Consider the following 16,334-nt stretch of genomic DNA (forward strand, 5'->3'; position numbering starts at 1 on the left):
CGTGATCGACGCCTCTCGAGGGCGCGTCGTCCGCACGTACTCCCGTGATCGACGCCTCTCGAGGGCGCGTCGTCCGCACGTACCCCCGCCGCGTAATTCGCATGCGATCAGGGGGGCGGAGGCCGATCATCGGGAGGTCGTCCGCCGCCCCTTGGAGGAACGTTCCCGTGATCCGGCGCGTCATCGCTCCCGCCCTTTTCCCTCCGCCCACCTACTCCCACGCCTCCGTCGTGGAAGCCGGCACGAAGCTGGCGTTCCTCGCCGGAGCGGTGCCACTCAACGCCGACGGCGAGCTGGTGGGCCCCGGGGACCCCGTACGCCAGGCCGAGCAGGTGATCGCCAACCTGTGCGAACAACTGCGCGCGGCCGGCAGTGACGTGGAACACGTGCTCACGACCGAGGTGTACGTGGTCGGCAGCGAGCCCGCGACGCTGTCCGAGGTGTGGAAGGTGGTCGAGGCGTCCGGCCTGAGCCGGGGGCCGCACTCGTCCACACTGCTCGGCGTCGCCTGTCTCGGGTACACCGGACAGCTGGTGGAGATCACGGCGACGGCCGTGGTGCCGGAGCGGGGAGACGGCGACCGGTGACGCTGACGCCTGGGCGGGAGGGAGCCCAGGAAGAACGCGCGGGGAGGGAGCCAGGAAGAACGCGCGGGGAGGGAGGCGCCGAGGCGGCCGACGCCGGTGCCGAGCCCGCCGGCTGAGCGGAGCCCGCGGCCCGTGCCGGCCGGGCGCTCGCGCCGCCCGCTACGGCGCCAGCCCGCCCGCTACGGCGCCAGCCCGGCCGCCTCCGCCGCCGTGCGCAGCACCTCGCGCAGCATTTCGGCGGTGAGCCGGCCCGTGAAGGTGTTGCGCTGGCTCACGTGGAAGCAGCCGAAGAGGTCCAGGTCGTCGAGTGCGACCCGGGTGCCGTGCGCGAAGGCCGGTCGGGGGCGGGGCACGGTCCAGCCGGCCTCCGCGAACGCGGGCAGCGCGGCCTGCCAGCCGAAGGCGCCGAGCACGACCGCGGCCCGCAGGGTCGGCCGGAGCAGCCTCAGCTCCTGGACCAGCCAGGGACGACAGGTGTCGCGTTCACCCGGGGTCGGCTTGTTGGCGGGCGGAGCGCAGTGCACGGGCGCGGTGACGCGCACCCCGTACAGCTCCAGACCGTCACCGGCACTGACCGACGTGGGCTGCGAGGCGAGCCCCACGTCGTACAGCGCCTGGTAGAGCACGTCTCCCGAGCGGTCGCCGGTGAACATGCGCCCGGTGCGGTTCCCACCGTGCGCGGCCGGGGCCAGCCCGATGATCAGCAACCGGGCATCGGCCGGGCCGAAACCGGGCACCGGCCGCCCCCAGTACGACCAGTCGGCGAACGCCGCCCGCTTGGTACGGGCCACCTCCTCGCGCCAGTCGACCAGCCGGGGGCAGGCCCGGCAGTCGGCGACGCGCCGGTCGAGCCGGGCGAGACCGCTGCTGTCGTCCATACCGTCACCGTATGCCCCTGACGCCCGGCTGAATGCGCTGGGTGTGGCCGGGTGTGCGGGGTCGTGGAGGCGCGCGGCCGTGCCGTGTGGGGTGCCGGAAAAGGCGTCCGGCTCGACGGGCCCCTGGGGTTAAGGTCGGGGCATGGCTTCCGAGGATGCGGACGAGAACGTGGACCGTGAGACCGGCGACGTGACCGGCGGACCGGGCGGAACGAGCGCCGCCCCTTCCGACCGGCCGCACCAGGCCGCCCCTTCCGAGCAGCCGCTGGATCCCAGGATCGCCGCCGCGGTGGCCGCCGCCGAGGCCGCCGGGCCCGCCAACGGCGAGACCGTCCGCATCGACAGCTGGATCTGGGCCGTCCGCCTGATCAAGACCCGCTCCCTGGGAGCCGCCGCCTGCCGGGGCGGACACGTGCATGTGAACGGCGATCGGGTGAAGCCCGCCTACTCCGTGCGCATCGGTGACGAGGTCCGGCTCCGGCACGAGGGCCGGGAACGGGTCGTGATCGTCAAGCGCCTCATCCGCAAGCGCGTCGGCGCGCCCGTGGCCGTCCAGTGCTACATCGACAACTCCCCTCCGCCTCCGCCCCGCGAGGCCGTCGCCCCCGCCGGCCTCCGCGACCGTGGCACCGGCCGCCCGACCAAGCGCGACCGCCGCGAGATCGAACGCCTCCGCAGCCTCGCAGGCCCGGGCGCCGTCCCGGGCGGCTTGGGCGGCTCCAGCGGCTTGACCGGCCCGGGCGGTTCCGGCGGCCGCGCCGGGACTGGTGGCCGGGGCGGCACCGGCGGCCGGGGCGGCACCGGCGGCCGGGGCGGCACGAGCAAGTCCGGCCGGCGTGGAGGACGCGGCACCCTGGGGTGACTCGGCGGGCCTCCGGCGGCCCTGCCGGCACCGGCGGATCGAGCGGCCGCGGCGGCCGGGCCCGCGGGCGGTGAGCTGACGGGGTAGGGGCAGAGGCTTTCCAGCTCACGACTCCCAGCTCTCAGCTGCCAGCTCCGCTCCCAGCTCCAGCTCCAGCTCCAGCTCCAGCTCCCAGCGTTTCAGCCCCCAGCTTTTCAGCCCCCAGCGTTTCAGCTCCTGGCTCCCGCTCCCGAGAGGCATGCCCCCACCACCGCCTGCCACCGCCGTCAGCCGGGCCCGTGTGCGGGCCGACTGAAGCGACGGTTGGCGGTGACGGTGGCAGCCGGCGCCGGCCGCGGGGTCACCGTCGGCTCGGCAGCAGCCGCAGCAGGTCTGCGTTGTGTGCGCGGCGGGTCCAGGCGATCAGGGCGAGTGGTGCCATCAAAATGAGTGGGGTCGCCGCGTTCTGGCCGTCGAACGCGGTGAGCTGGACGGTGAACGCCCCCACCATGAGTGCACCGAGGGCTAGTGCCGCCACGGACTGGAGCACGGGTATCAACAGCGCCACCGCACCGGCGAGTTCGAGCACCCCGATGGTGTACATGGCCGCGCTGCCCCAGCCGATCCGGTCGAAGGACTCGACGGCCGACGGGTGCGCGATGAGTTTGGGCAGGGCGCTCGCGATGCCGAAGAACAGGGCGAGCAGCGTCTGCACGACCCGCAGGGCGATCCGCGCTCCACGCGCCCGGCCGGTGAGCGTGCCGGTGGAGGCCGTGGACGTCGTGGAGGTGACGGGGGCGGCGGTGGTCTCGGACATGGGGTCTCCTGGTGAAGCGGTCCCGGCTGCTTTCACCGGGGCAGACCGGCCGGTGACGGGAAACTCATCGCTGTCCGAGCCGACTTCGGTCAGGTCATGGGCACTGCCCGCACCCATATCCCGTCCGGCGTGAGATAGGTGTCCACCTCCAGTCCCGCTTCCGCCAGCACCGACTCGAACTGCTCCTTCGTCAGGGGTCTGGACAGAAACGTCTGCGTCCAGACCGCGTCCGGGAACACGTACTCCGCGTGCACCGTGTCCGCCCCGTCCCCGGCCGGCTCCAGCGAGGAGATGCGTACGGTGAAACCACTCGGATCGGTCCGCTCCCTGGGCACGTTGGTGTGGTAGTCCGCGCCCTCGCGCTGGATGAGCACACAGCCGCCCTCCGCCACATGCCGGACGCAGGTCCGCAGCAGGCCCCTGCGCACCTCCTCGTCACCGGCGTGCACGAGGAACGACGCGAGCATCACCACGTCGAACTTCTCGTCCAGGTCCAGGTCCTCGATGGCGCTGCATATCGTGCGCGCCCCGCGGACACGGGCCAGCATCTCGGCGGACTCGTCCACCGCCGTGACCCGGAAGCCGCGCTCCAGCAGCGGGTGGGTCACCCGGCCGACCCCGCTGCCCAGCTCCAGGATGTGCGCCCCGGCCGGTACCGCCGCGGCGATGACGTCCGGCTCGTCACCCACCGGCAGGCGCGAGTACAACTCGACCGCGCAGCCGTCCGGGGTGATCGCGCCCGGTCCCGTGCCCTCGTACCCTTCGCGCATCTCGATCCTCATGCCCGCACAACGGCCCGCTCCCGCACACCCGTTCCCACCCTCACCCAGTTCACTCGTTCGAGCTATTCAGCCCGGAACGGGAACCATCCGTGCCTGGTGTACCAGTGGCCGCCCGCCCGCAAGTGATCCCCGACCGCCCGCTCCACGGCGCCGCTTTCATCAGGCGTTGGTGCCCCTCGGCCTCGAAGGGTACGTTGCTGGGAGGAGTGGTGTTGCGATGCGTACAGGCAACGAACCGGCGACCGCGCGCAGCGCTCTGCGGACGCGGTTCTGGCTGAGTGTGTGGGGGCTGCTCTGGGCGGCCTTCGGGACGGTGGCGTTCGCGCTGGCCGGACGCCCGGGGTGGGCTGCGGCCTGCGGGGTGCTGTGGCTGCTGGTCACCGTGGACATGGCCGTGATCCTCCGGCACATCCGGCAGGGCCCGCACTACCAGCCCGGCCGGAGCGTACCGCCCTACCGGCCGCCGGACGACGGACCGCCGTACCCCGGGCGGCCGGGGCCACCCGGACGCGGCCATCCCTGACCTCTCGCCCGCCCCTGTCCCTCGCGCCCCTGTCCGCTACGGTGCGTAGCCCCGCCCCGCCTCCCGCGCCCGCAGCCGCAAGCTGGCAGCCACAAGCCGTCACCCGTCACCCGTCACCCGTCACCCGTCACCCGTCACCCGTCACCCGTCACCCGTCACCCGTCACCCGTCACCCGTCACCCGTCGAAGCGTGCCGCCTTCAGGTACTCCGGGTTCGGGTCGAGTGCGGCCGCCAGTCGGAAGTGACGCTTGGCCTGGTCGGGGCGGCCCTGGCGTTCATACGTGCGGGCCAGCGCGAAGTGCGCGAACGCGTTGTCCGGTTCGCGCTCCAGCACGATGGTGAATTCGAGTTCGGCGGGGCGCAGTTGCGCCGCGGCGAAGAAGGCACGCGCGCGGAGCAGCCGGGCTGCGGTGTTCTCGGGGTGGGCGGCGATGACTCCGTCGAGCAGCTTCACCGCGCCCCGTGGGTCCCGTGCGTTGAGCAGCTGCTCGGCTGCACGGAAGTCGATGACATGCGTTTCCGGAGTACGTCCGGTGGAACCGCTGGTCTCGGGCACGGCAGAGTCCTTCCCTTGCTCCAGGACTTCAACGCCCCACGCTCGGCCGCTATTCCGCGCCCGGGCCGTTCCCCGGGGTTTTCCCGGGGCCGTCCTGACCGGCTTTCCCCGGGCCGTTCCCCTGACCCGGACCCGGTGCCTGCCTGGCCCGGCGGGCGAGGTCCTCCCACACCTCCGCGACGCGCTGCCTCAGCGTGTCCAGGGGTACGTCGTTGTCGATCACGATGTCCGCGATCTTCCGGCGCTCCTCGCGCGTCGCCTGCGCGGCCATCCGCGCGCGGGCGTCCTCCTCGGTCATCCCCCGCAGCCGTACCAGCCGGTCGAGCTGGGTCGCGGGGCTCGCGTCGACGACGACCACGAGGTCGTAGAGCGGCGCCAGGCCGTTCTCGGTGAGCAGCGGTACGTCGTGGACGACCACGGCGTCCTCGGCCGCGGCGCTCTCCAGCTCGCGCGAGCGCGCGCCCACCAGGGGGTGCACGATCGAGTTGAGGACGGCGAGCTTGTCGGGGTCGGCGAAGACGATCGAGCCGAGCCGGGGGCGGTCCAGGCTGCCGTCGGCGGCGAGGATGTCCGGTCCGAAGGCGTCCACCACGGCCGCGAGACCGGGGGTGCCGGGTGCCACGACCTCGCGCGCGATGCGGTCCGCGTCGATCAGCACGGCCCCGTGCTCCACGAGCAGCCGCGACACCTCGCTCTTGCCGGCGCCGATCCCGCCGGTCAGGCCCACTGTCAGCATGAGCGGAAGCTTAGGCCCTGGTACCGGCGAGCCCGCCGACAGCCCCCGGCCCGCCGACAGCCCCCACCCCGCCGGCAGACCCGCCTCGGACAGCGGTCGCCGCACAGTCCCAAGCCCGACAGCCCGACAGCCCGACAGCACTCTCCAGGCTCCTGGTCCCCGGCGCCTCCGCTCCGGTCCCCGGTGACCCGCCCTAGTTGTCGCCCTCGCGCTCCGCCAGGAAGCGCTCGAACTCCCGCCCGATCTCGTCGGCCGACGGGATCTCCACGGGCTCGGCGAGCATGTTGCCGCGCGTTTCGGCGCCCGCCGCGGCGTCGTACTGGTGCTCCAGGCCCTGCACGAGCACGGTCAGTTCCTCGTCGCCCTCCTGGATCTGCCGGTCGATCTCGGTCTGCGTGCGGTGCGCGTCCGTGCGCAGTGCGTGCGCGACACCGGGCAGGACGAGGCCGGTGGCGGCCGTGATGGCCTCCAGGACGGTCAGGGCGGCGTCCGGATACGCGGAGCGGGCGATGTAGTGCGGGACGTGCGCGGCGACGCCCAGGACGTCGTGGCCGGCCTCCATGAGGCGGTACTCGATCAGCGACTCGGCGCTGCCGGGCACCTGCGCCTCGTCGAAGGGGCTGCGGTGGCCGGGGATGAGGTCGGCGCGGTTGCCGTGCGGGGTCAGACCCACCGGGCGGGTGTGCGGGACGCCCATGGGGATGCCGTGGAAGTTCACGGACAGGCGTACGCCGAGGCGCTCCACCATCTGCCGGACCGCCGCCGCGAACCGCTCCCACTCCACGTCCGGCTCCGGGCCGGACAGCAGCAGGAACGGGGCGCCGGTGGTGTCCTGTACGAGGTGCATCTCGATCGCCGGGACCTCGTAGCCGGACCAGCGGTCCCGCTTGAAGGTCAGCAGGGGCCGGCGGGCCCGGTAGTCCACGAGCCGGTCGTGGTCGAACCGGGCCACGACCTGGTGGGGCAGCGAGTCGAGCAGCCGGTCGACGATCTGGTCGCCGGTCTCCCCCGCGTCGATGTATCCGTCGAAGTGGTAGAGCATGACAAGGCCGGCCGACTCCTGGGCGAGCGCCATGTCGACCACGGCGAGGCCCTTCGGCTCCCATGCGTACAAACCCTGCGGATCAAGCACTGTGACCGCTCCTCCTCGTGTTCCTCTCCGACAACGCCCCCTGAAACGGGGGAATTCCCGCGACACGCGGCTGATCTGCGATCTCATGCCGGACACTTTGACGGACCGTCACCTGGTCCGTACCTTCACGGCCATCGACGTGCACGGAACCGTTCCCCGTTCATGAATGAAAACGCCGGGGATACGGCGCCTCGTACTGGACGGTATCTACGACACCGGCAACGGCGGCAGGGGGATGGGCGAGGGTGGGCAGGGTCTGGCCAACATGACGGTGACCCCCTGAACGGCCCGCCGTCCGAACGCCCGGCCACCGCCCCCGGGCACCCCGCACCGTCCCCGCGAACGCCCGAGGGGCCGCACCTCGAAAGGTGCGGCCCCTCGGGGCTGTCTGCCTACTGAGCCTCAGCGGCTGCGATCAGCTCTGGCCGCCGGCCAGCTTCTCGCGCAGCGCGGCCAGCGCCTCGTCCGAGGCCAGGGCACCGGAGGTGTCCGCACCCTCGGAGGAGTACGAGCCGCCACCGGAAGCGGCCGGAGCCGCAGCCTCGCCGCCCTCGGCCGCGGCAGCGGCGTCGGCCTCGCGGGACTTGATGACCTGCTGCTGGTGCTGCTCGAAGCGGGACTGCGCCTCGGCGTACTGGCGCTCCCACTCCTCGCGCTGCTTCTCGTAGCCCTCGAGCCAGTCGTTGGTCTCGGGGTCGAAGCCCTCGGGGTAGATGTAGTTGCCCTGGTCGTCGTAGGACGCGGCCATGCCGTACAGGGTCGGGTCGAACTCGACCGAGGCCGGGTCGGCACCGAAGGACTCGTTGGCCTGCTTCAGCGAGAGGCTGATGCGACGACGCTCGAGGTCGATGTCGATGACCTTGACGAAGATCTCGTCGTTGACCTGGACGACCTGCTCCGGGATCTCCACGTGGCGCTCGGCCAGCTCGGAGATGTGGACCAGACCCTCGATGCCCTCGTCCACGCGGACGAACGCACCGAACGGAACCAGCTTCGTGACCTTGCCGGGCACGACCTGACCGATCTGGTGGGTGCGGGCGAACTGCTGCCACGGGTCTTCCTGGGTCGCCTTCAGCGACAGGGAGACGCGCTCGCGGTCCATGTCCACGTCGAGAACCTCGACGGTGACCTCCTGGCCGACCTCGACGACCTCGGACGGGTGGTCGATGTGCTTCCAGGACAGCTCCGAGACGTGGACCAGACCGTCGACGCCACCCAGGTCCACGAAGGCACCGAAGTTGACGATCGAGGAGACCACACCGGAACGGACCTGACCCTTCTGGAGGGTCGTGAGGAACGTCTGGCGGACCTCGGACTGGGTCTGCTCGAGCCAGGCACGGCGGGACAGGACCACGTTGTTGCGGTTCTTGTCCAGCTCGATGATCTTGGCCTCGAGCTCCTTGCCGACGTACGGCTGAAGGTCGCGAACGCGGCGCATCTCGACCAGGGAGGCCGGCAGGAAGCCACGGAGGCCGATGTCGAGGATGAGACCACCCTTGACGACCTCGATGACGGTACCGGTGACGATGCCGTCCTCTTCCTTGATCTTCTCGATGGTGCCCCAGGCACGCTCGTACTGGGCGCGCTTCTTCGAGAGGATCAGGCGGCCTTCCTTGTCCTCCTTCTGGAGGACCAGGGCCTCGATCTCGTCGCCGACGGCGACGACCTCGTTCGGGTCGACGTCGTGCTTGATCGAGAGCTCGCGGCTCGGGATGACACCTTCGGTCTTGTAACCGATGTCGAGCAGGACCTCGTCCCGGTCGACCTTCACGATGACGCCGTCGACGATGTCGCCGTCGTTGAAGTACTTGATCGTCTCGTCGATCGCGGCGAGGAATGCTTCCTCGTTACCGATGTCGTTGACCGCTACCTGCGGGGTGGTGGCGGTGGTCTCGGTGCTGCTCGTCATGTGGGAAAGGGCTCCGGTACGGACATTGAAGTCGTAGGTACTGCTTACGCCGGGAGCCCGTTTCGCTCTGATGAAGCCGGACAGCCAAGGAAGCGCCACATTGAGCACCGGGTGCCCGATGGCGCCTCGACAACCGAGGGGACATACAACAGATGCGAGCGCAGCCTGCTACGTCTGAGGTGCGCAGGCCCGCAGCGCAACTTGTAGCATACGGGGGCAGCCGGACGGGGTCAATGCGCGAAGGCGCACAGCCGGGGCGGATCGCCGCATACCCGGCCGGAAAAACGTCCCGACAGGCCGTACGGACCCGGGGATTCCTTCCGTGAGCCCCCGGGCGGGTTGGACGGAAGAGTACGACGAGGGAGCCGATCATCCAAGAGCCGGAAACGTACGAGCACGAGGGGCCCGAGCCGGAAGCCACCCGGCGTGAGGCGGATGTCACGGAGAGCTCGCGGGCCAACCGCGGCTGGTGGGACCGCAACGCGGACGAGTACCAGACCGAGCACGGCACCTTCCTGGGCGACGACCGTTTCGTGTGGGGGCCGGAGGGCCTGGACGAGGCGGAGGCGGGCCTGCTCGGCTCGCCGGCGGAGCTGAAGGGCAAGGAGGTCCTGGAGATCGGCGCGGGCGCGGCGCAGTGCGCGCGCTGGCTGGCCGCCCAGGGCGCGCACCCGGTGGCCCTGGACATCTCGCACCGCCAGCTGCAGCACGCGCTGCGGATCGGCGGATCGTTTCCGCTGATCTGCGCGGACGCCGGCGCGCTGCCCTTCGCGGACGGCTCCTTCGACCTGGCGTGCTCCGCCTACGGGGCGCTGCCCTTCGTGGCCGACCCGCGGCTGGTGCTGCGCGAGGTGCGCCGGGTGCTGCGGCCGGGCGGGCGGTTCGTGTTCTCGGTGACCCATCCGATCCGCTGGGCGTTCCCGGACGAGCCGGGTCCCGAGGGGCTGTCGGTCTCCGCGTCGTACTTCGACCGCACGCCCTACGTCGAGCAGGACGAGCGGGGCCACGCGGTCTACGTGGAGCACCACCGGACGCTCGGCGACCGGGTCCGGGACATCGTGGCCGCCGGATTCCGGCTGGTGGACCTGGTGGAGCCGGAGTGGCCGGCCTGGAACACCTCCGAGTGGGGCGGCTGGTCGCCTCTGCGCGGCAACCTGATCCCGGGCACGGCGATCTTCGTCTGCGAGCGGAGCGGGACGGGGGCGTCCCCGGACGGGGACTGAGAGGGCCCCGGGCGAGCCCGGAAGGGCGTTGCCGGCCGCCCCCGGGAGAGGGGCCGAGGCCGGCCGGCGGGCACGCGCGCGTACGCGTAAGCAAGGCCGGAGGCGCGGTCCGGCCGGCCGTCACGCGCGCGTACGCGCAAGAGCTGAGGCGCGCCGTCCGGCCGGACCTCACGCGCGCGTGAGGGCGAGGCGAGGTCCGGCCGGCGGGCACGCGTGTGGGGGCCGTTCTCGCCGTCGTACGACACTGGGGGCGTGATCCGTTACGACGCTCTGGACGCACTGCCGGTGCGCTCCGCGCTGCCCGCCCTGACCGACGCCCTGGAGAGTGCCGGCACCGCCGTCCTGGTGGCGCCGCCCGGCACCGGCAAGACGACGCTGGTGCCGCTCGTGCTCGCCGGGCTGGTCGGGGACGGTGCCGCGCGGCGGGTGGTGGTGGCCGAGCCGCGGCGGATCGCGGCGCGGGCGGCGGCCCGGCGCATGGCGTGGCTGCTGGGCGAGAAGCCCGGCGGGAGCGTCGGCTTCACGGTGCGCGGCGAGCGGGCCGTGGGGCCGCACACGCGCGTGGAGGTCGTGACGACCGGCGTGCTGCTGCAACGCCTCCAGCGCGACCAGGAGCTGGCCGGGGTGGACGTCGTGGTCCCGGACGAGTGCCACGAGCGGCACCTGGACGCCGACACGGCGGCCGCGTTCCTGTGGGACGTCCGGCAGGCGCTGCGGCCGGAGCTGCGGCTGGTGGCCGCGTCGGCGACCACGGACGCCGAGGGGTGGGCGAGGCTGCTCGGCGGGGCCCCGGTGGTCGAGGCGACGGGCGTGACCCATCCGGTGGACGTGGTGTGGGCTCCTCCGGCCCGTCCGGTACGGCCGCCGCACGGGATGCGGGTGGATCCGGCGCTGCTTGCGCACGTGGCGTCGGTGGTGCGGCGGGCGCTGGCCGAGCGGGAGGGGGACGTCCTGTGCTTCCTGCCCGGCGTGGGCGAGATCGCGCGGGTGGCGGGCCTGCTGGGGGACGCAGGCGGCGTCGACGTGCTCCAGGTGCACGGGCGGGCACCGGCCGCGGTGCAGGACGCGGTGCTGGCGGGCGGGGAGCGGCGCCGGGTGGTGCTGGCGACGTCCGTGGCGGAGTCGTCGCTGACCGTGCCGGGGGTGCGGGTGGTGGTCGACTCGGGGCTGGCCCGGGAGCCGCGGGTGGATCACGCGCGGGGGCTGAGCGGGCTGACGACGGTACGGGCGTCGCGGGCCGCCGGGCGGCAGCGGGCGGGCCGGGCCGGGCGTGAGGCTCCGGGCGCCGTCTACCGGTGCTGGGCGGAGGCCGAGGACGGCCGTCTGCCGGCCTTCCCGGCGCCGGAGATAAAGGTGGCCGACCTGACCGCGTTCGCCCTTCAGGCGGCCTGCTGGGGCGATCCCGACGCCGCCGGGCTGGCGCTGCTGGACGCGCCGCCGGCCGGGGCGATGGCCGCGGCGCGCTCCACCCTGACGGCGATCGGGGCGGTGGACGCCGCCGGGCGGGCCACGCGGGTCGGCGTGCGGCTGGCCCGGCTCGGGGTGCACCCCCGGCTCGGGCGGGCGTTGCTGGACACGTCCGGTGCGGGCGCCCCGGTCGTGGCCCTGCTCTCCGAGGAGGTGCCGCGTGATCACGGGGACGATCTGGCGGACGCCCTGCGACGGGCGCGCGGCGGTGGTGACGCCTACGCGGGGCGGTGGGCCGCGGAGGTGCGGCGGCTGCGGGCCGTCGCGGCGGAGTCCTCCGGCCCGCCCGTCGGTGACCGCCGGACCGGTGCGACCGCGGGGGCCGGGCCGGGCGGCGGTGACGACGGGCTCGCCGGGCTCGTCGCCGCGCTGGCCTTTCCCGAGCGTGTGGCGCGGCTGGACGGCGGTTCGTACCTGATGGCCTCCGGGACGCGGGCCGAGCCGGCGGAGGGGTCGGCGCTGCGGGGCGCCGACTGGATCGTCGTGGCCGTGGCGGACCGGCCGCCGGGCAAGGGGCACGCGCGCGTGCGGCTCGGGGCCGCCGTGCCGGAGGAGGTGGCGCTCGCCGCGGCCGGGGCGCTGCTCACCGAGCGCGACGAGGTGCACTGGGCCGGCGGGGAGGTCGTGGCCCGGCACGTCGTGCGGCTGGGGGCGATCGAGCTGGCCGTACGGCCGCTGAAGGACGCCGATCCCGCCCTCGTGCGCGCCGCCCTGCTCGACGGGCTCCGTCAGGAGGGGCTGGGGCTGCTGCGGTGGTCGCCGGAGGCGGAGGCGCTGCGCCGGCGGCTCGCGTTCCTGCACGCGCGCCTCGGCCGGCCGTGGCCGGACGTGTCGGACGCGGCGCTCCACGCGCGCGTGGACGAGTGGCTGGAGCCGGAGCTGGGCAGGGCCCGGCGGCGGTCCGATCTCGCGCGGATCGACGCCGGGCAGGCGCTCGCGCGGCTGCTGCCCTGGGCGAGCGGGGAGGCCGGCCGGCTGGACGAGCTGGCGCCCGAGCGGATCACGGTGCCCAGTGGGTCCAGGATCCGGATCGACTACGAGGATCCGGAGCGGCCGGTACTCGCGGTGAAGCTGCAGGAGATGTTCGGGCTGCGGGAGACGCCGGCCGTGGCGGGCGTGCCGCTGCTCGTGCACCTGCTCTCCCCCGCCGGACGGCCCGCCGCCGTCACGGCCGACCTCGCGTCCTTCTGGAAGGACGGGTACCAGGGCGTGCGGGCGGAGCTGCGCGGGCGGTACCCGAAGCATCCGTGGCCCGAGGACCCGGCGACCGCCGAGCCCACCCGGCACACCAACGCCCGGCTCAGGCGCTGACCGGCTCGGTCCGCGCCTGAGCCGGGAACGCGACCAGGTCCTGACGGCCCGTCAGGTGCGGCACCGCGGCAACGGGCGCGTGGGAGCAGGACAGCGGTGCGCGCACCGACGAGGGCGCCCCTTCCGCCGGAGCGGAGAGGGCGCCCTCGTTCGTGGTGCGGGGCCTCAGGAGGAGGCGGACGGGCTCGGGGCCGGGGTCTGCGTGGTGGCGGCCGGTTCGACCGTCAGCTCCACGGTGAGCGTCGCGCCGCCCGTGGTGGTGATGCGGAGCAGGAAGGTGCCGGTGGCGTCGTCCGCGTACAGCTTCGGCAGTGTGAGCAGGCCGTCGGCGTCCGTCCGGAGGCCGGTGAGGGTGCGCAGGGCCTTGCCGTCGGCGCCCTTGAAGAAGGGGCCCTTGTCGTTCTCCGTGGCGTCGTCCGCGGACTTGATCAGGGTGGCGGTGGCGGCGACCTTGTCCGCCGCGGCCCCCTTGTAGGTCGCCTTCACCTTGACCTGGTCGGCGAACTCGCCGCCCGGGGTGCAGGTCAGCGGGGTGTCGCCGGTGCGGGCCAGGGTGTCGGCGGCGCGGGCGGTGACCGTGGCGGTGAAGTCGACGCCCTTGACGCTGCGGCCCACTACGGCCGCGGTGACCTTGAAGTCGCCGGTCTTCTCGCCGGCCCGGAGTGCCGGGGCGAGGGCGACACCCTTGGCGTCGGTGGCGACCGTGGCCACGGTCTCACCGCCGGCGAAGGCGGCGTCCGTGTCACCGGTGATGGTGAAGCGGATCCTGACCTTGGCGAGGGACTTGCCGACCTTGCTCTCGGCGCGGACGCCGATCGGCTCGGTGAAGGCGTCGCCGGCCATGGCGGTGAGCTTGCCGGTGCCCATGCCCTCCAGGTGGTCGACCAGGTCGGTCGTGGAGGGCGGGGCCGGCGGGGTCGGGGGGGTCGGCGGGACGGGCGGCTTCGGCGGCTTCGGGGCGGGCGTCTCGTTCCCGCCGTTGCCACTCCCGCCGTTGTCGCCGCCGCCGTTGCCGTGACCGGGCTTGTCGGGCTTCGGGACCGGCTTGGTGCGGGGCGGGTCGGAGGGCCTGGGGTACGTGGTGCGGTGGGAGCCGTCGTCGCTGCGGTGTCCGGGCACGCTGCCGGTGCCGTCGGGGACGGAGTGGCCGCCCTTGCGGTAGTACTCCATCCACTTCAGGACCAGGTTGAGGTAGTCCTGCGAGTTGTTGTAGCTGAGGACGGCCCTGTGCAGGTCGGCCTCGTCGGAGAGGTCCCAGCCGTAGCGGCACAGGTAGTGGCCGGCGGCGAGCGCGGCGTCGTAGACGTTGTTGGGGTCCTTCTTGCCGTCCGTGTTGCCGTCGCGGCCGGCCCAGGCCCAGGTGGACGGGATGAACTGCATGGGGCCGACGGCCTGGTCGTAGGTGCTGTTGCCGTCGTAGGCGCCGTCGTCGGTGTCCGCGATGAGCGCGAAGCCGTTGCCGTCGAGCTGCGGGCCCAGGATCCGGTGCAGTGTGGTGCCGTTCGCGTCGACCTGCCCGCCGCGGGCCTGCCCCGACTCGACGTTGCCGATGGCGGCGAGCAGCTGCCAGGGCAGGTTGCAGCCGGGCTTGGCGGCGCGGAGTTCGGCTTCGGCCTTCTTGTAGGCGTCGAGGACCGTCGCCGGGATGCCGGCCTCGGCGCCGCCCCGGGAGACGGAGGTGCCGCCGCTCGACGAGGGGCTCGGGTCGGGGCTGTTCAGCGGCGGCAGGTCCGTGTAGTAGGGCGAGTCGCCGGTGGCGTTGCCCGCGGACGCGTCGGGTGCGGGGGTGGTGGCACCGGCCGTCGTCGGTCTGTCGTGCTCGTCGCCGGTCGCTCCCGGGGCCTGGGACGCGGAGAGCGCCGCGACCGCTGCCGCGGCCACGGCGGTGGTCGCCGCTCCCTTGCGGAGCCGCCTGCCGAAATGCGCCGCCATAGAGTGAACCCCTCCCGTGGACGCCCAAGGCGTCCGTCTCCGTCTGTCTGCCTCGCTCTGGTGTGACGGTTGACCCGGTGCTCTGGTTGCCCCTGTTCCGCCTTTCCATCTGTGCGATGTGCGTTCGACCGCGCACCCGGCACGGCGACGGAGGTGACCCTACGACAACTTGCCGTGAACGGGGACCCGTTCGCCCCCGCATTTCACCGGTTGGCCAACTGTCGTTGCCGTGAACGTCCCCGGGCGGGGCCCCCGCATACTGGGCGGACCCGATCACCGGTGCCGGAGTCGGGCCGTCGACCGTTCCGGGGGGCTTCGTTGCCGTTCACTCTCAGCCATGCCGCAGCCGTGCTGCCCGCGATCCGCCGGGACGGCGGCGGCCGGGGCCGGCTGGTGCCCGCGGTGCTCGTCGCGGGGTCCTTCGCCCCCGACCTGCCCTATTACGCGGCCGGTGTCCTGCCGGGCGGCATGGAGTTCGGGACGGTCACGCACGCCCCGGCCGGGGTGGCCACGGTCGATGCGCTCATCGCCTGGGCGCTCACGGGGCTGTGGCTGCTGGTCCGGGAGCCGCTGCTCGCGCTGCTGCCGCGGGGGCGGCAGGGCCGGCCGGCCGCGCTGCTGCGCTGCGGTGCGCCCCGCGCGCGCGTGCGCGCGGTGACGGTGGCGTGGTGGTACGGCTCGGCGGTCCTCGGCGCGCTCACCCATGTGGTGTGGGACGCCTTCACGCACCACGACCGGTGGGGTACCCGGCTGATTCCGGCCATCGGCCGGTACCGGCCCGGGGGCGTGCCGCTGTTCACCTGGCTCCAGTACGGCACGTCCGCTGCGGGCGCCGTGGCCATCGCGGTGTTCGTGGTGCGCGCGCTGCGGCGGGCGCCGGACACGGCACCGGCGGGTGTGCCGGTGCTGTCCGTGCGGGACCGGTGGGGGGCGCTCGCGGTGATCGGTGGCTGCGCGCTGGCCGGGGCGGCGCAGCGGACGGCGCAGTGGTGGGGGGACCCGGGTGCGGCCGCGCGGCCGTGGGAGCTGGTGCCCACCGTCTGCTTCGGCGCCGGTGCCGGGCTGGTCCCGGGGCTGCTGCTGTACGCCGTCGGGGTCAGGGCGTGGCGTCCGGCCGCTGGTCCCGGGGAGCCCGGGGGTCCTGGTGAGGCCGTCGGTGAGAGCCTCGGGCGGCCGGTCGCTCGGTGAGGGGGGCGACGAAGACCGTGAGGGTGGGACGGCGGCGCGGGCTCGGGCGCGGGATCGCGGTGAGGGCGAGCGTGAGGTAGCTGCGGGCCACGTCGGCCCACTGGCGCCAGTCGGGGGTGGGAACCGGGTGGCGGGCGAGTCTTCGCCGGAGATGTCCGGTGACCCTGCGGACGGCGGCGGCCGGGTCGGCGGGGATGCGGGCGGTGCTTGCGTCGGCCGCGAGGGCCGGTACCGGCGCGGCGGGCATGGCCTGCGCCGAGGCGGTGTCCGCCCAGGCTCCGGCGGTTGCCTGGGGCGTCCGGCGGTGAAGCATGCGTATACCCATGCCCGCAGTGTTGCGGCTGCGGGGGGTGGCGGGCGTTCTGACGGGGGCCACGAGAGTGACGGGCCCTCCGGGACGGCGCCGGCTTCTCGCCCCCCGGGGTGGGCTGCCGGCGGGGGTTGTTCCGTG

General features: G+C 73.6%; 15 protein-coding genes. 6 read left to right on the forward strand and 9 right to left on the reverse strand.

Features of this window, described 5'->3' with window-relative positions:
* Positions 1-167: 167 nt before the first annotated feature.
* Positions 168-587: a RidA family protein gene (locus ABZ576_RS00255; RefSeq protein ID WP_360733878.1), complete on the forward strand. Its 420-nt coding sequence runs from the start codon at positions 168-170 to the stop codon at positions 585-587.
* Positions 588-766: 179 nt separating this feature from the next.
* Here the strand turns inward: ABZ576_RS00255 and ABZ576_RS00260 are convergent, their stop codons facing one another.
* The gene (locus tag ABZ576_RS00260; protein ID WP_360733881.1) at positions 767-1,465 is read right to left on the reverse strand and encodes a uracil-DNA glycosylase; all 699 of its coding nucleotides are present in this window, start codon (positions 1,463-1,465) and stop codon (positions 767-769) included.
* A gap of 142 nt (positions 1,466-1,607) precedes the next feature.
* Between ABZ576_RS00260 and ABZ576_RS00265 the strand changes: the two genes are divergently transcribed.
* Positions 1,608-2,327: an RNA-binding S4 domain-containing protein gene (locus ABZ576_RS00265; protein WP_360733883.1), complete on the forward strand. Its 720-nt coding sequence runs from the start codon at positions 1,608-1,610 to the stop codon at positions 2,325-2,327.
* Between the two features lie 105 nt (positions 2,328-2,432).
* Here ABZ576_RS00265 and ABZ576_RS00270 read toward each other — a convergent pair whose 3' ends face one another.
* The 3 genes from ABZ576_RS00270 to ABZ576_RS00280 form a co-directional block, all read right to left on the reverse strand.
* Positions 2,433-2,567: a hypothetical protein gene (locus tag ABZ576_RS00270; protein ID WP_360733886.1), complete on the reverse strand. Its 135-nt coding sequence runs from the start codon at positions 2,565-2,567 to the stop codon at positions 2,433-2,435.
* Positions 2,568-2,667: 100 nt separating this feature from the next.
* The gene (locus tag ABZ576_RS00275; RefSeq protein WP_360733889.1) at positions 2,668-3,123 is read right to left on the reverse strand and encodes a DoxX family protein; all 456 of its coding nucleotides are present in this window, start codon (positions 3,121-3,123) and stop codon (positions 2,668-2,670) included.
* Positions 3,124-3,212: 89 nt separating this feature from the next.
* Complete coding sequence (locus ABZ576_RS00280) at positions 3,213-3,905, reverse strand: class I SAM-dependent methyltransferase (RefSeq protein WP_360733890.1); 693 nt, start codon at positions 3,903-3,905, stop codon at positions 3,213-3,215.
* A gap of 217 nt (positions 3,906-4,122) precedes the next feature.
* Here ABZ576_RS00280 and ABZ576_RS00285 point away from each other — a divergent pair, with 217 nt between their 5' ends.
* Entirely contained in the window at positions 4,123-4,428 is a 306-nt protein-coding gene (locus ABZ576_RS00285; RefSeq protein ID WP_360733891.1) for a DUF6343 family protein, read from the forward strand.
* Positions 4,429-4,604: 176 nt separating this feature from the next.
* Here the strand turns inward: ABZ576_RS00285 and ABZ576_RS00290 are convergent, their stop codons facing one another.
* The 4 genes from ABZ576_RS00290 to rpsA all read right to left on the reverse strand — a co-directional run bounded on the left by ABZ576_RS00290 (position 4,605) and on the right by rpsA (position 8,762).
* On the reverse strand, positions 4,605-4,985 hold the full coding sequence (locus ABZ576_RS00290; RefSeq protein ID WP_360733893.1) for a tetratricopeptide repeat protein: 381 nt from the start codon (positions 4,983-4,985) through the stop codon (positions 4,605-4,607).
* A gap of 49 nt (positions 4,986-5,034) precedes the next feature.
* Positions 5,035-5,721 (reverse strand): dephospho-CoA kinase, encoded by a 687-nt coding sequence (coaE, locus tag ABZ576_RS00295; protein WP_360733896.1) that lies wholly within the window; start codon positions 5,719-5,721, stop codon positions 5,035-5,037.
* 193 nt (positions 5,722-5,914) lie between these two features.
* Positions 5,915-6,853 carry a PAC2 family protein gene (locus tag ABZ576_RS00300; RefSeq protein ID WP_360733899.1) on the reverse strand — a complete coding sequence of 313 codons (939 nt, stop codon included), beginning with the start codon at positions 6,851-6,853 and terminating at the stop codon, positions 5,915-5,917.
* 415 nt (positions 6,854-7,268) lie between these two features.
* A complete protein-coding gene (gene rpsA, locus ABZ576_RS00305) occupies positions 7,269-8,762 on the reverse strand; it encodes a 30S ribosomal protein S1 (protein ID WP_009322963.1) in 1,494 nt (497 codons plus the stop codon).
* A gap of 371 nt (positions 8,763-9,133) precedes the next feature.
* Here rpsA and ABZ576_RS00310 point away from each other — a divergent pair, with 371 nt between their 5' ends.
* The gene (locus ABZ576_RS00310) at positions 9,134-9,985 is read left to right on the forward strand and encodes a class I SAM-dependent methyltransferase (RefSeq protein WP_360735479.1); all 852 of its coding nucleotides are present in this window, start codon (positions 9,134-9,136) and stop codon (positions 9,983-9,985) included.
* A gap of 252 nt (positions 9,986-10,237) precedes the next feature.
* The gene (hrpB, locus tag ABZ576_RS00315) at positions 10,238-12,763 is read left to right on the forward strand and encodes an ATP-dependent helicase HrpB (RefSeq protein WP_360733902.1); all 2,526 of its coding nucleotides are present in this window, start codon (positions 10,238-10,240) and stop codon (positions 12,761-12,763) included.
* A 165-nt stretch (positions 12,764-12,928) separates the two neighbouring features.
* On the opposite strand, the gene ABZ576_RS00320 is transcribed toward hrpB, so the two are convergent.
* Positions 12,929-14,695, reverse strand: a complete 1,767-nt coding sequence (locus ABZ576_RS00320) for a lytic transglycosylase domain-containing protein (protein WP_360733904.1) — start codon at positions 14,693-14,695, stop codon at positions 12,929-12,931.
* A 318-nt stretch (positions 14,696-15,013) separates the two neighbouring features.
* Here ABZ576_RS00320 and ABZ576_RS00325 point away from each other — a divergent pair, with 318 nt between their 5' ends.
* Positions 15,014-15,883 (forward strand): DUF4184 family protein, encoded by an 870-nt coding sequence (locus tag ABZ576_RS00325; RefSeq protein WP_360733907.1) that lies wholly within the window; start codon positions 15,014-15,016, stop codon positions 15,881-15,883.
* Positions 15,884-16,334 lie beyond the last annotated feature (451 nt).

Source organism: Streptomyces sp. NPDC013455, from assembly GCF_040632975.1.
Lineage (GTDB): Bacteria > Actinomycetota > Actinomycetes > Streptomycetales > Streptomycetaceae > Streptomyces.